At 55.3% G+C, this 14,460-nt stretch carries 13 protein-coding genes; all 13 read left to right on the forward strand.

The window, feature by feature from the left end; translation table 11 throughout:
* Positions 1-46: 46 nt before the first annotated feature.
* Positions 47-1,276: an ABC transporter permease gene (locus tag GSVR_RS02095; RefSeq protein ID WP_173201084.1), complete on the forward strand. Its 1,230-nt coding sequence runs from the start codon at positions 47-49 to the stop codon at positions 1,274-1,276.
* A 68-nt stretch (positions 1,277-1,344) separates the two neighbouring features.
* Positions 1,345-2,511: an ABC transporter permease gene (locus tag GSVR_RS02100; protein ID WP_173201085.1), complete on the forward strand. Its 1,167-nt coding sequence runs from the start codon at positions 1,345-1,347 to the stop codon at positions 2,509-2,511.
* A gap of 59 nt (positions 2,512-2,570) precedes the next feature.
* Positions 2,571-3,242, forward strand: coding sequence for an ABC transporter ATP-binding protein (locus GSVR_RS02105; RefSeq protein WP_254067373.1), 672 nt, complete (start codon positions 2,571-2,573; stop codon positions 3,240-3,242).
* 119 nt (positions 3,243-3,361) lie between these two features.
* A complete protein-coding gene (locus tag GSVR_RS02110; protein WP_239077430.1) occupies positions 3,362-4,621 on the forward strand; it encodes a DUF2318 domain-containing protein in 1,260 nt (419 codons plus the stop codon).
* The gene (locus GSVR_RS02115; protein WP_173201088.1) at positions 4,618-5,850 is read left to right on the forward strand and encodes a hypothetical protein; all 1,233 of its coding nucleotides are present in this window, start codon (positions 4,618-4,620) and stop codon (positions 5,848-5,850) included. Before GSVR_RS02110 ends, GSVR_RS02115 begins: the two co-directional genes overlap by 4 nt.
* A gap of 254 nt (positions 5,851-6,104) precedes the next feature.
* On the forward strand, positions 6,105-7,037 hold the full coding sequence (locus GSVR_RS02120; RefSeq protein WP_239077528.1) for a radical SAM protein: 933 nt from the start codon (positions 6,105-6,107) through the stop codon (positions 7,035-7,037).
* Positions 7,038-7,087: 50 nt separating this feature from the next.
* Complete coding sequence (locus tag GSVR_RS02125) at positions 7,088-7,822, forward strand: hypothetical protein (protein ID WP_173201090.1); 735 nt, start codon at positions 7,088-7,090, stop codon at positions 7,820-7,822.
* On the forward strand, positions 7,822-9,096 hold the full coding sequence (locus tag GSVR_RS02130) for a phospholipid carrier-dependent glycosyltransferase (protein WP_173201092.1): 1,275 nt from the start codon (positions 7,822-7,824) through the stop codon (positions 9,094-9,096). Before GSVR_RS02125 ends, GSVR_RS02130 begins: the two co-directional genes overlap by 1 nt.
* Entirely contained in the window at positions 9,086-10,408 is a 1,323-nt protein-coding gene (locus GSVR_RS02135) for an FAD-dependent oxidoreductase (RefSeq protein ID WP_173201094.1), read from the forward strand. The genes GSVR_RS02130 and GSVR_RS02135 overlap by 11 nt, the downstream gene beginning before the upstream one ends.
* 78 nt (positions 10,409-10,486) lie before the next feature.
* On the forward strand, positions 10,487-11,581 hold the full coding sequence (locus GSVR_RS02140) for a DegT/DnrJ/EryC1/StrS aminotransferase family protein (RefSeq protein WP_173201096.1): 1,095 nt from the start codon (positions 10,487-10,489) through the stop codon (positions 11,579-11,581).
* Entirely contained in the window at positions 11,575-12,756 is a 1,182-nt protein-coding gene (locus GSVR_RS02145) for a glycosyltransferase family 4 protein (protein ID WP_173201098.1), read from the forward strand. Before GSVR_RS02140 ends, GSVR_RS02145 begins: the two co-directional genes overlap by 7 nt.
* Positions 12,756-13,472 (forward strand): bifunctional 2-polyprenyl-6-hydroxyphenol methylase/3-demethylubiquinol 3-O-methyltransferase UbiG, encoded by a 717-nt coding sequence (locus GSVR_RS02150; RefSeq protein WP_173201100.1) that lies wholly within the window; start codon positions 12,756-12,758, stop codon positions 13,470-13,472. The genes GSVR_RS02145 and GSVR_RS02150 overlap by 1 nt, the downstream gene beginning before the upstream one ends.
* Complete coding sequence (locus GSVR_RS02155) at positions 13,456-14,439, forward strand: lysylphosphatidylglycerol synthase transmembrane domain-containing protein (protein ID WP_255569713.1); 984 nt, start codon at positions 13,456-13,458, stop codon at positions 14,437-14,439. Before GSVR_RS02150 ends, GSVR_RS02155 begins: the two co-directional genes overlap by 17 nt.
* Positions 14,440-14,460 lie beyond the last annotated feature (21 nt).

Consider the following 14,460-nt stretch of genomic DNA (forward strand, 5'->3'; position numbering starts at 1 on the left):
ATGCAGTTCTTATCTCTCAACCTCTAACCCCCAACGGTTTTTAAAGATGTTACTCCGTATTCTCAAAAATTCCTTCCTCAAACGCCCTAAGGCGGTCTTTCTGGTACTCCTCTCCATAACGATGGGGGCAGCCGTTGCGACGGCCTTCCTCGGCATAGCCGGCGAGGTATCCCACAAAATGGCGCTGGAACTGCGCAGCTACGGTGCCAATATTCTGTTGGAGCCTGCAGCGGCTGATGGCGGCGGTTCTCTGCGTGAGGGTGATCTGCCCAAGATTAAGACCGTTTTCTGGAAATACAACATCACTGGTTTTACTCCCTACCTGTTCGGGGTGGTTGACCTTTCGTCCGACCAAAAGCACGAGCGGGGGGTGATCTCCGGTACCTGGTTCAGCAAACAGCTTGAGGTGGAGGGAGAGGATTCGAGCGTACAAGGGGTCAAGATCATTGCTCCTTGGTGGGAGGTACAGGGGACATGGCCATCCGCTCCCGATGAGGCGATCATAGGTGCCGGATTGGCGCGCCGGCTCGGTGCCGGCCTTGGTCAGGATGTTTCGGCATCCGCTCATGGGCGAACACAGCGATTTCATGTAGTGGGAATCGTTACAACCGGCGGCTTTGAAGAAGAGCAGCTTTTTGCGCCATTAATCACCGTCCAGGAACTCCTGCAGAAGCCCGGCCAGATCTCCCGGGTTCTGGTGAGCGCGCTTACGGTGCCCATGGACGACTTTGGCCGTAAAGACCCGGCCACCATGACCAAAGACGAGTTCGAGAAATGGTATTGCACCGCCTATGTGACCTCCGTAGCCAAGAATGTGGAGGAGGTCATGGCCGGCAGCCGGGCCAAGCCGATCTGGCAAATCGCCAGCGCCGAGGGGGAATTGCTGAAGAAGCTGAACGGCGTGATGATCTTCCTGACAATCTTGGCCCTTGGCGCAGCCGCCACTGCTGTTTCTACCAGCCTAATGGCATCCATGGCCGAGCGCGGCCCGGAAATCGCTCTGATGAAGGCAGTGGGGGCCGACCGATTCCAGATCAGCGCCATCTTTTTGGGAGAAATACTGGCAATATCCCTGGTTGGCGGTTTAGTTGGGTATCTTATTGGTGACCGGCTTGGGGCACTTATCAGCCACACGGTCTTCAATTCCACGATAGTGTCTCCACTCTGGCTCTTCCCTACTGCCATAGTCTCGGCCTTGGTTGTGGCTATTATCGGCAGCATAGCCCCTCTGCGGCATGCCCTGCTGATCGAGCCGGTGAAGGTGTTGAAAGGCTGAAGTTAGCTAGGCAGAATGTTTTAATTCTTCTTCTTTAGCTCTTAGTCAGTCTCCCGAAAAGGTTTTGCATGAACAAACGTCGCTGGCTCGTACATATCGTCGCACGTGCCCTGGCCCATCGCAAAGGGCGTACGATCCTGCTACTGGCCGTCCTTACCATGGCATCCAGCCTGGCCACGGCCCTGGGGATCGTCTCATCCTCCATGGGCAAGAGGGTGGCGGAAGAGGTGCGAAAATACGGTGCCAATCTGGTTATCGTCCCCGAAATGGCACGTCTGAACGTGGGAAGCGGCGGGCTCAATTTCGGAGAGATCAGCGAACCGGAATACCTGGAGCAACATAAGGTGGAGAATGCTCTGGCCAAAAGCGGCCTAAAAGCCGGCCGTTCATTCCACCTTCGTGGTGCATTGCATTTCAGGAAGGGTGACGTCATGGTGGAAGGGATCAATTTTGCCGATATCCGCCAGTTGTTCCCCTGGTGGCAGATCAGGGGGCAATGGCCGACTGTGGGCGAAGCTGTGGTGGGACATGACGTTGCTGACCGCTATGGCATGAAAACCGGAGAAACGGTGGAACTGACCGGACCGGAGCAGACTGTACGACTGCGTATCTCGGGTATCGTCTCAACGGGTGGCGAGGAAGACGACCTGCTTTTCCTGGCCTTGCCGGAGCTCCAACGGGTATTGGGGCTTGAGGATCGCTTGACCTCCGTGCGTCTGCTGGTCACCGCAGAGGGGGACAGCCACAGTCTTGGCTCGAGGGCGGCGGCGCTTCAGAGCCTCTATTCCGGAGCCAGGGTTACGGAGGTGCGCCAGATTGCCCGTACCAGTGAAGGACTGTTGGTCAAGGTTAAGCTGCTGATGTTGCTGGTTACCGCCGTGGTGTTGATATCGGCAGGCAGCAGTGTGACCGGGACCATGAGCACTACGGTACTGGAGAGGAGCAAGGAAATCGGACTGATGAAGGCCATGGGGGGCACTCGTTGGGGTGTGATGCTCATATTTTGCAGTGAAGCGGCCATGCTGGGCATCCTCGGAGGCATTGCCGGTTATTTTTTCGGCAGCGTCATAGCACAGTTCATCACCCGCACAGTTTTTTCGGCGCCTGCTGAATTCGCTCCGTGGTTCGCTGGCATTTCCCTGCTGGTTAGCCTGTTCCTGGCGCTGCTGGGGAGTCTGGGGCCGATGGTTTCGGTGTTCAGGTTGGATCCGGTAAGAAGTCTCAGGGGCGAATAAAACGGATTGCACCGCACGATTTTGCGGTTCAGATGGAAAGGGTTCCCGTGATATCCAACATGATAGAAACCAAGGGCTTGACGCGCAGCTACGGTGACATTTGCGCCCTTAAGCCACTTGACCTACAGGTGTCTGAAGGGGAATGGCTGTCGGTCATGGGGCATTCCGGTTCAGGCAAGAGTACCTTCATGAACCTGATCGGCGGGCTTGACCGGCCCAGCGGCGGCTCGCTGAGAGTTGGCGGGGAAGACATGCTGAGCCTCAACGAGGACGGCCTGGCCCGTTTCCGCCGCGAGTTTGTCGGCATCATCTTTCAGCAACATCACTTGATACCTTATCTGACTGCAGTCGAAAACGTCATGATGGCACAGTACTTCCACAGTGTCCCCGACGAATCTGAGGCCGTCACCGCCCTGGAGCGCGTTGGACTGGGACACCGGCTGAAGAACCGGCCAGGCGAGCTTTCCGGGGGGGAACAGCAGCGGGTCTGCATCGCACGGGCGATCATCAACAGTCCCAAGCTGCTCCTTGGGGACGAACCGACCGGAAACCTCGATCACAAGAGCACGATCATGGTTATGGAACTGCTCAGGGAATTGCGGGCCGAGGAGCGTTTCACTGTCATCATGGTCACTCACAATCAGGAGGTTGCCGGTTGGGGGGATCGCACCATCTATCTGGATGATGGGGTGCTGGTGCGTGAAGAAAAGTCGAAAGTTTCTGACTCCTGACTTTTGGATTCTGAATTCCTTTCCTCATAGGTCTTACAATGGCACTTATATACAAACTGATACCCAACCTGTTGGCATTCGGAGGAGTTATACTCCTGCTGATGAGGGGCTGCGCTGGGATGCGCAAGAGGGTGGCAATTGCCGGATGTGCCAGTTTTATTGCTGCCATGGCAGCGACATTTCCCTTTGTGCGGATGGCGGGTGAGACTGCCGTATTCAACCTGGTGAAAATGTCCTTGGGAGTGAGCTTTCTGTGGTTGTGGGGGGTGGCAGCTGTGACGCTCTATAGTGCTACCTCCCGCAGCCTTCAGAGGAGGCTGGGCGAGCGGATTGCCGCTACTGCCGCAGGGGCGATAACCGGAGCATTGATTGCCGGAACACTGGCCGGCATCATCAGCGGCCTTCGCCTGGTGGGAGCCGAAAAAGCGCCGACGGTGTTCGCACTGGCTACCAGCGCTGCCATTGCGATAACGCTCCTGCTTCTGGTATTTGAACAGATGATTCCGCGACCTCTTGTCGTGTCTCCGGCTTCTCTGGTGGCGTCTGTGTTGGGGCTATTGTTCTTCAACTCTTCAGCCATGCTCCGCCTTGATCTATTTGCGCCACTGACCATGAGGGTGATGAAGTTCGCTCATGATTTCGTGCACCAGTTTTTCGAATCCATGTTGATCCCAGATCATCTCTTTTTCAGCACTACGCTCTGGAATTACATTGGATTCTTGTTCGGCAACGAGGTTGGCTTCTGGGGGGCTTTGATTATCTGGCTGACTCCTCCTCTTCTGATCCTTGCTGCTCATGCCTTCGATCCCCTACCATCGGTTGCCCATATCCGTCAGGGCGCCCGTCGACGCAGGCTGATTGCAGATGCCATCGCCATGCGCCGGCTCCGCATGATTGTACCGGGCCTGGCGCTGGTCATGTTCGCCGGCGCGATCTATCAAAGCCGTTTTCCCACGGTCGAATACTGGGATCCGAAACCACTAGCGATTTCGGCAAGCCCTTCCGGCGAGATCATCATCCCCATCAAAGGGGATACGGATCTGGAGGATGGCAAGCTTCACAAATACATCTACTCGCAAGGGGGTAGGACGGCGCGTTTTTTTGTCCTGGTGAAGCCAAACGGGGAGTGGACGGTGGACCTCGATGCCTGCGCCATCTGCAAACCGGACGGCTATGGTCAGGCAGAAGGGACAGTGATCTGCTACTACTGCAAGACGCTGATACCTCTTGACACGGTCGGCAAGCCCGGGGGCTGCAATCCGGTTCCGATGCGGTTTACAGCCAAGGAGGACGGCATCCATATCGATGCGCTGGCGCTCATCAACAGTTGGGATAATACGGTGCAGGCGACAACGCGGGGCCAGGAGGGTGGCAAATGAAACGTTATTCCGACGCCATCTGGAGGCTTCTTTCGTCACGCCTGCTGACTCCGCTGGTGATCGGCCTGTTTCTGCTGTTGTATATCGCCATCGCATTCAGAACCGAGGATGCCTTGATGGCCCTGATCACGGTTACCCGCTCCACCCCCTTGCTGATTGCCCTGTTCGCCCTGATCCCGCTCAACAGGTTGTTGCGCCTGATACAAGAGATCCGTGACCATTTTGCCTTGCAGCGTCTTATACGGGGTATAAGCTCGGATTTCCGCCCCGAACTGTTTGACGAAGCAGTGGAGATGGAAGGCTCGGCAGTTCCGTTTGCTGATGTCGGTCGCCGCTTGACCGCGTCCGGATACACAATCTCCGAAAAAGGAACCATTCTATCCGCATGGAGAGGGATCGGCATTTTTCCTGCCCGCTTCATGTTTCTCGGCGCCACCGCGCTGCTCTTCTGCGGTATCCTCTTGAGCCTTGGCGGACGGATGTCATACCGGGCAACGCTTATCGAAGGCGAACCGCTGCCAGTAAAAGAAGGAGAGCCGGCGGGCGGGCTTGTGGGGATAATCCTTACAGAAGAAAATGGTCTGTTTCTGGGGAAAAAGTTGGCAATAGAAGTTTCTCCTCAAGGTGACAGACAAGCGAAACGTATTTTCGGTCTCTATCCTCCAGCCCGTTGGCGGGGATCGTTCGTCTATCCGCGCTATCTGGGGATCGGTCTGTATTATCGTCTCTCAGCACCGGATCTGCCGGATGCCTATGGAGCACACGATGTCCTCAGCATTCATCCGGCGGGCAAGGAGGACAGCAGGCAGGTGCCAGGAACTCTTTACCGTCTGGTCTTCAGCCTAGCCCAGCCGGATGACGGCAGTGATCCATACGTGACCGGGCGCATGACGGTCCGCTTCAAGCTGCTGAAAGGAGCGGAGCTTCTGTTTGAGGGTTCGGCGCCTAGGGGCGGAAGCTTTTCCCGCGATGGATACCACCTGGAGTTCCCTGATATACGGCGTTTGGTAATAACTGACTTCATTCATGACCACGGGGTGATGCTCATCTGGTCGGCGATGGCACTTTATACGGCTGCCCTTCTGTTCTGGCTTTTTGTGTGCCTGGCCTGTCCCCGGCGCGAGATCGTTTTTGTCCGCGACGGCGACAAAGTGTTGACCGCCTCACGTGCCGAGGGGCGCAGAAGAAAGCATGTGGGAGTATTCCATGAAGCGCTGGACATGCTGTAGTCGGGATTCAATCCCGGATATGACAGAGTGGTTTCCGGCGTGATACGCCGGTTCCGGAAGTCGATGTACTTACAATTCCGGTGGCAACGCGATGGTGCTGTTAATGGAGCTTTGTGGGGTTCCAACGATACATGGCATAGGCATAATTGTAGCATTGGGAGGTCCTAGCTGACGTGAAATACTCGCAACTTCTGAAAATCGGCGCCGCAACGGTCAGGTCAAACATTACGGGGGCTCGAATTCCGCTTAACGTGATGATCTCCGTTACCAATCGCTGCCCTGCCCGATGCAGCTACTGCAATATACCGAACAGGCCTCAGCGTGAGATGAGCACTGAGGAACTTATTTCTCTTTTTGATCAGTTAAAGCACCTTGGGACGCAACGGATTGCGCTCTGGGGGGGAGAGCCTCTTGTCAGGGACGACATCGGTTTCCTGATCGACTATGCCAGAAACCGATGCGGTTTTTTCGTAAGTATCGACAGTAACGGGTATCTACTGAAAAAGAAATGGGAAGCTGTCCGGAATCTCGACGTACTCGTCATGAGTTTTGACGGACCCCGGGAGGTCCAGGACCGTAACCGTGAACCGGGAAGTTTTGACAAGGTAATGGAATCATTGGAATGGGCTTCCCCCCTGATGCGTGTATTCACCATTACCGTTCTCACCAGGGAGAACCTGGGCCACATTGATTTCATCCTTGAACAGGCAAGACGCTGTGGTTTCTTCACGTCGTTCCAGTTGCTCCATCACACGAAATCACTCGCATCCGATGAAGAGGATACGCTGCTGCCTTCCAACACCGAATATCAGGAGGCAATTCGCCTGCTGATCGAGCGAAAGCGGCAGGGATACCCTATTGTCTCGACGATTCCGTATCTCAGATATCTCCTGAAATGGGACGACTACTCCCGGCCCACATCATCAGTAGGAAAGGGACTGATCTGCCGGGCTGCGCAACTCTACTGCAATGTCGATACGGACGGATCCGTCTATCCCTGTTCATGTCTGGTTGAGCAGGTGCCGGCTAAAAATTTTCTCGACGTGGGATTTGAAGAAGCCTTTCGCTTTTCATCCCGTGGCGGGTGCCAGGCCTGTATCGCCTCCTGCTTCAACGAATACAACCTTATGCATTCGTTGAATATGCAGGTTATCTGGAGTTGGTTTCAGCACACGAAAAAGACGTAGAAAGGCTCTATTGCAATGCGCCTCTCGGCTCTTGGGAGGTCAGGAGACATATGAAACAACCGTTTATCGCCGCAATAGTTCTTGCAGCTTGCGCACTTGCCGCGCTTGCCGTCCATGTCGCCAGTCGCCAGGCCCGCAATTACGGCCCTGTGTCCTCTTTTGTCGCCGGCAAGGGGAGCATCGCGATGGTTCAGACGACTACCGCCCTGTATCGCCTGTGGGAAACGAAAGCTGTTCGTGGCAGGACAGTTGTGCACCTGGGGAAATTTCTCCACTATATGGGTGATGACTCGTCAAGCGGTTATGCCGTTTCTCAGGCTGCTCCGCCTGCCCCGTATCCTCTGAAGGTGACGAAATCCACGCCCCTCGGAGGCGAAGAGATAACATACCGCAATTTTTTGCGGGCAACCATGGCGGGGGGGATAGCGCGAAAAATCATTAACGTGCTGCCTCCGGAGGAGTTCCGGAAACGGTTTGGGGCAAAAGCCGATCTTGCTCCGGAAGTGTTCGAGTACGAGTATGTGTCGCCGCGAATTGTTGCCATGCGCATCGCCCCCCAGCACGAGCCGGTACTCCTGAACATCGATGCATCGTTCTTTGCGGACGAGACTGTTCCCGCCGTGATCGAAATGTTGCGGAGATCGGGGGTGACTGCCGATGTGGTTACGGTCTGCCTGGCGGAAGATTCCCCCGATGTGACCGAAAGCAGCCGGGAAAAAGCGCGAGAATTCATGCAAACGATTAAGGCAGCCGGCTGGAGCGTTGCAGGAGAGGGAGCACATTGATGAATCGTGAATTCTCGGGATGGTATGAAATCGATAATGACCGGTTTCTGCTGGGGCTGGCGATTATTACCGCAGTTGCCGTGGTGTTGCGCAGTTATGGGATCGGAGCGGCTCCTATGACCTCGGATGATGTCGGGGCGGTTGCTTCCGCCTTCGATTTCGTGCGAGACGGACGTTACGGTCCGACCATGTGGCAGCACCCGAAGCTGCGCGACATTCTCAATTTTATCTTCCTGAACCTTTTAGGTGGAGGCGCAGGGGGGGTCAAGGGGGCGAGCATCGTCCTTGGGACGCTGTCGGTGCCTCTCATCGGGACGGTGACCAGCCGTCTCTCCGGCTCACACATCATGGGGTTGCTGGCAGCGTTGTTTCTCGCCGTTGATTCCGTCCACATTGATTTCTCCCGCCAAGCTATCCAGGAGGTTCACCTTCCGTTTTTTGTCCTGTCCGCGCTTTTGGTCATGCTTATCTATCGCAGTAACCGAAAGTCCCATCTGTTGGTTATATCGGGAATTCTCTTCGGCCTGGCTCTTGCCGTAAAGTGGTCTGCCCTCTTTCCTCTTGCTGCAACAGCAGCCTTTCTTCTTTTTGAGTGTGCGAAAGATGACCTGCCGTTTCATGATAAATGCAGTGACATAGCTTTCATTGTGGTGTCGTTGGTTGTTCTTCCAGCAGCGGTATACTTTCTCACCTATGTCCCATGGTTTGTGCGGGGTGGGCATGATCTGTGGGACTGGCTGGCAGCCCAACGTCTCATGGCCAGGGAAAATGTGATCCATCAAGGATTTCAGGCGTATACCAATGAACTGACGTCATATCCGGTACTCTGGTTTCTCAAACCGGTAAACTGGGCCGACTTCACCTTCTTTGCAGGGCATCCGGTAGTGTTCGTTGCCATTTCCAATCCGTTGGTCTGGATGCTGACCCTCCCTGCATTTGCCCTTCTTCTGTACAACGGCATCAAGGAGAAGGCGCCGAATCTCCTCTTTCTTTCATTGCTCTTCTGGGGTGCATATCTTCCTCTTGCTCTCGCACGCAGACACATCTGGCTCAACAGCTCCTTTGCCGTAACCCCCTTTGCATTCATGGGAGTCGCCTATTTCATCATTACTTGGCTCAAGCGGATACCATACCGGAATCTTCTCTGCTCCCTCTACCTGGCTGCAATGCTGCTTACTGCCGTGCCACTATATTTTCTCGCCATAGGTAAAGGATACGGCAACCCGATCCTGCATCCCGTCGTGGAACTCTTCAGGCCTGCCAATGAGCGGTAAGCACATCGTCATCGTCGGCGCCGGCATCACCGGTTTGTCGCTGGCCTATCATCTCAGCAGAGATGGTCATCAAGTTGTGCTGGTGGAAAAAGAGAACAGCGTGGGGGGACTGGCGAGAAGCTTCTCCTACGACGGTTTTGTTTTCGACATCGGGCCGCACCGTTTCCATACCGATATCCCGGAGATCAACAGCTTTATCGAAGAGGTGCTGGACGTACATTTACGCCGCGTTCTCAGGAAGAGCGGCGTTTACATGTTCGGAACCTATTTCGACTGGCCCTTGGCACTCCGGTCCATGATCGGGCTTCCCCTCGGGGTGCTGATTCGGGTTGCGGGAGACTTTTTCAGGAAGCGTAACCGGGAGAGCGGTAATTTCGAGGACTATATCGTTGGCAGGTACGGGCGGACCCTCTACGAGATCTTTTTTCGCCCCTACACTGAGAAGTTTCTCCTGATGGCGTGCCGCGATATCTCGCGCGACTGGGCCATCACCGGCATAGATCGGGCGGTGATCGACAAGAAGGCGCAGTTCAACGATCTGCTGTCGCTGGCGAAAAGTCTGCTCGGGAAAAAAACGCCCATGCGCTTCATCTATCCGACCGGGGGGGGGATTCAGGTTTTTTGCGACATTTTGCGCGAAAAATTTGTTTCATTCAGAGGTAGGGTAATAACAGGTGCCACCATCGGACAGATACACCGCTCCGGAAGCGCTGTTAGCGGCGTATCGATTGGGGGCGAGATCTTGCCGTGCGACGACTTGGTCTGGACTGGCGGCTTGAACGATCTTCTTTTTCTTCTGGATGAGCCGTCGTCGAATCTCCGGTATCTGGATATGGTAGTCTACAATTTTCGCTTGAAGAGTTCACCGTTGCTCGATTATCAGTGGTGTTATTACGGCGCCGACGATATTCCGTTCAACAGGATTTCCCTGCCGACTCTTTTCGATCCTTCCCTGGCTCCGCCCGGGCATGGAGGGTTGTGCGTCGAGGTAACCTGCCGGGAGGGGGATGACGTCTGGACCCAGCCGCAGAAGCGGGAGAGTGCCATCCGGGATTATTTGGTTCGCACGGGGGGTGTCGCTTGTGAAAGCGACTTCGTCGGGTGCGGTATCGAAAGGATCGAAAAGGCGTATCCGGTTTATTCCAGTGGTTACCGGGCAGAACTCGAACAGGTGCGGTCGAGAATCAATCGCTACGAAAACGTTAGGCTGCTGGGCCGAACCGGCGCTTTCTGGTACAACAACATGGATCATTCCATCGAGGCCGCCTTGGCCTGCCACCGGGAAATGGCGGACAAGTACGGGAAGAACTAGGGACAAATACGAACAGTACGTCATGAACCCTCATTTGTCATTGATGCAGTATTAATTTCAACATAATCGAGTACAAGTATGATTCCACTTTTCAAGGTGCATATGCCGCATTCCGTAACAGAGCCTCTCAATGAGACCATTCTGTGCGGTTTTATCGGTGAAGGTCCTAAAGTTAAAACGTTTGAGGAAGCGCTTGGCAGTTATTTCGAAAACACCTTCACACTAACGTTGAACAGCTGCACGTCGGCCATTCATCTAGCTTTGAGGCTCGCTGGCGTGGGATGGGGTGACGAGGTGATAACAACGGCCATGACCTGTACGGCAACAAATGAACCGATCCTGGCCAACGGGGCAAAAATTGTTTGGGCCGATATCGATCCGAAAACGGGTAATATGGATCCGGCTTCACTCAAGCGCAAAATTACAGAGAAAACCAAGGCTGTCATTGTTGTGCATTGGGGGGGGCTACCCGTTGATCTTGATGAAATAAACGCCATCGCGAAGGCAGCCGATATCAAGGTTATCGAAGATGCAGCCCATGCCTGCGGGGCCGAGTACAAAGAGCAGAGGCTCGGCCGACATTCGGATTTCGTTTGTTTTTCCTTTCAGGCCATCAAGCATATCACCACAGTCGATGGCGGCGCCCTACTCTGTAAGTCCGAAGAAGATTATCAGCGCGGAAAGCTGCTCCGCTGGTACGGCATCGACCGTGAACAGCCCCGTGCCGATTTTCGTTGCGAGGCGGACATCGTAGAATGGGGCTACAAATTTCATATGAACGATGTTGCGGCGACGATCGGCCTTGTCCAACTACCGCACCTCGATTCCATATTGAAACAAAGGCGCCAGTTAGCCGGGTTTTACGACACGAACCTGTGCGATGTGCCGGGGGTAAGACTTTGTCATTGGCCCCAGGACCGACTCTCGGCATTTTGGCTTTACACGCTGTTTGTGGAAAAACGTGAGTCATTCATGCAAGCGCTCAAGGAACGTGGAGTATCCACCTCTCAGGTTCATGCCAGAAATGACAGCCATACTATGTTCCGCGAGTTCCGTACCCCCTTGCCCGGTGTTGATGAGTTTACCCGAGATATGATCTGCATCCCGATGGGGTACTGGGTCGGTGAGGCGGAGCGGCAACAGATAGTAGAGGCGATTCGTCGCGGATGGTGACTGCAGACCTGATTGGGACGAAATCGAACCTCCCTGGGCGTTTGGCCATCATCACCCATGAATATTTTCCGGTCTTGAGCGGTGGTACGATCATGGCGGAAAAGCTTGCGATGGAACTCACCCGTATGGGATGGGAAGTGGATATTCTCACCACACGGATTGGAGAAGAGTATCCACGACACCAGCAGTGCGGCGGCTTCCAGGTGTATCGTTTTCCAACAGCGCGACAATCGAGAGGTGACGCAACCTTTTTCGAGCATGCAAGCTATTTCGGTATGGGGTTGCCGCAGATGCTGGCCCATGCCCGGAAGCGGCGTTACACGCTATTGTTTCCCATTTTTGCCATTCCATCCGGGCTGATCGGCATCATTATGTCGAGACTGCTCCGCATTCCATCTGTCGTATTTGTTGACGCAGCGGACACACCGGGTCTCGAATCGGCAATGAAGACCTATGTGCAATATCTGGCCCCGGTCTTCCGCACGGTGGTCAATCGTTCACACGCAGTCGTCGTCTGCGAGGGGCTGGAGGACCTGGTCGAACCATTCCTCAACCACCGGCGTTTTGTCGCGATTCCCAATGGCACTACGCTGCCAACGGTACAGGCGCACCCGAACCGGAACGGTTCCCCTCTCCAGTTGCTTTCTATCGGCAGGCTCGTGCTCCGCAAGGGGTTTCAGGAGATCATCAAGGCGCTCGGCATGGTGCGGCGAGAGCGCGATGACTTCCACCTGCGGATTGTCGGCTATGGCCGGGCCGAAGATGAAATACGCCAGGTTCTGGAAGAGCATGACATTGGCGACAATGTGTCGCTGCTGGGGCGGGTTGAATATGGGCAACTCGGCGAATATTTCCTCAACTCGGACGCATATCTGTTCTACGGGGACCGGGAAGGCTCTTCGCTCGCAATGATCGAGGCCGGCGCATACGGATTGCCGGTCATAGCCAGCGACCACCCGGGCAACCGCACCTACGTGAAACATGGCGAGAGCGGTTTTCTGGTCGAGTACCGAAACCCGGAAGCCTTGGCGCGGTCCATCCTTTTCATGCTTGAACACCGGGATGCATTACCCGGCATGGGGCGATGCAGTCGCGCCATTGCCGAAACATACACATGGGCCAACGTTGCACGGCGCTACGATCTGGTCCTGCGCGACGTCCTGCGGGGGCCGTGATGCTCCCGCCTCGCTATCTCCTGCGTGAGGATGTGGTACTGCGCCGGATCGACCACTCAGGAAACAGCTCAATCGCCGACATCGGCTGTGGCGGTGCCGAGATCCTCATTCCTTTGTCCCGTCTGGGCCACCATGGCATTGGATATGACCCTTCTCCCGTTGCCCGTGCATGTGCGCGACAACGTCTTGCGGAAACTGAAGCGAAGGGGTTTACGATCATTGACGCCTGGCCTTCAGGCATGCGCTTCGAGGTTGTGTTGCTTCTGGAGGTGCTTGGCTATGCGGATGACCAGGTTGAGCTGCTGTCGGCATGCCGGAAGCTACTCGTGCCGGGTGGAACGCTATTTGTCTCCTTCGTACGCACCGGGGCGGGATATGACCCATTGGTAGTACAGCAGATGAGGTGCTTTTCATCCGTGGAAGTGAGAACTTTTCTTAAAGATGCCGGTTTCCGAGATATCGAGATAGTAAATTATGGTTATCCGCTTGCAAACACCATGGTGGGTATTATGAACGCTCTCCATGGATTCAGTGTCCGCCGCACCCAAAGCCGGGGAGGGCGGGTAGAAACAGGGCTCTTTCACCGTTCGAAATGGCTTGCCCCACTCGGCATCATAAGCAATCGTTGGACCATCAAACCTTTTGTGTTGCTGCAACGCTTGTTCGCGCATACGGAGCAGGGGAACGGCTTTGTTGTCCGTGCAAAAGTCGGATAGCCATGGGGGAGCCTCCTCGAACCAGCGAGGGGTAGCATATTGGAAACCGATACGTCGGTTTCTTGCTCTGTGTGCAACAGTGCTCTGTCTTGCGTATTTCGGAGTGGAAGCGGCGCGCTACTCCGATGCGGTCATGAAGCTCCGCTGGACATGGTTGCTTGTCGCGACGATGTCGGGTGCATTGCTTATGCAGATCGGTTGTGCATTGCTGGACGCCTGGTCGTGGAGATGGCTGCTGAAACTTTTTGAAGTGCCGACTACTCTGCGGCAATCGCTGGCGGTTTTCAGCATGGCGCAGGCAGCGAAGTATCTTCCCGGCAACATTGCGCAACATGTCGGACGTGTTGTGCTCGCAAGGCAGGCGGGGTGGCATTCCGAGCGGGTTATTCTTTCCGTCTTGATCGAAAATTTGTTTGCCCTTGGCGCCGGGGGGGTGCTGTCAGTCTCCGGACTGATGATCTCAACCGGGCCTATTGACGACAGTCGGCGGCTCATTGTCGCGGCAGCAGTCATGACGTTGGGGTGGCTGGTGATGGCGATTCTCTTCCGTCGTACGCTTGCCGATCCTCCAATGTTTCTGCGCAAGTGTCTCACCCTCGATGCTCCCTTGCCGATCAGCCACCGTGATCTTGTGCTCTATCTCGGCATCCACCTAGTCAGCTTCATTTTCATGGGATGCAGTCTGATACTTCTTCTGTGGGGGCTTGCAGGCAATTGCCCCCCTGCCATCTGGCTTGTGCCATGCGGTGTGGCCGTGGCATGGATTGCCGGATTCGTCATCCCCGGTGCTCCTGCCGGGCTTGGAATTCGTGAGGCGGTGCTCACGCTGTTTTTAAGTCCGCACATTGAAATCGGGGTCGTCATATCAGCAGCCCTGCTTTGGCGGGTCATTTCCCTCGTGGCGGATGCGTTTCTGGCGGGTGTCGGCTTTTCACTGAGCCGTACCCCGGGTGATACGCCGGCCTGACAACAAGACCGGAAAAGACAT

This window comes from Geobacter sp. SVR (assembly GCF_016865365.1).
Lineage (GTDB): Bacteria > Desulfobacterota > Desulfuromonadia > Geobacterales > Pseudopelobacteraceae > Pelotalea.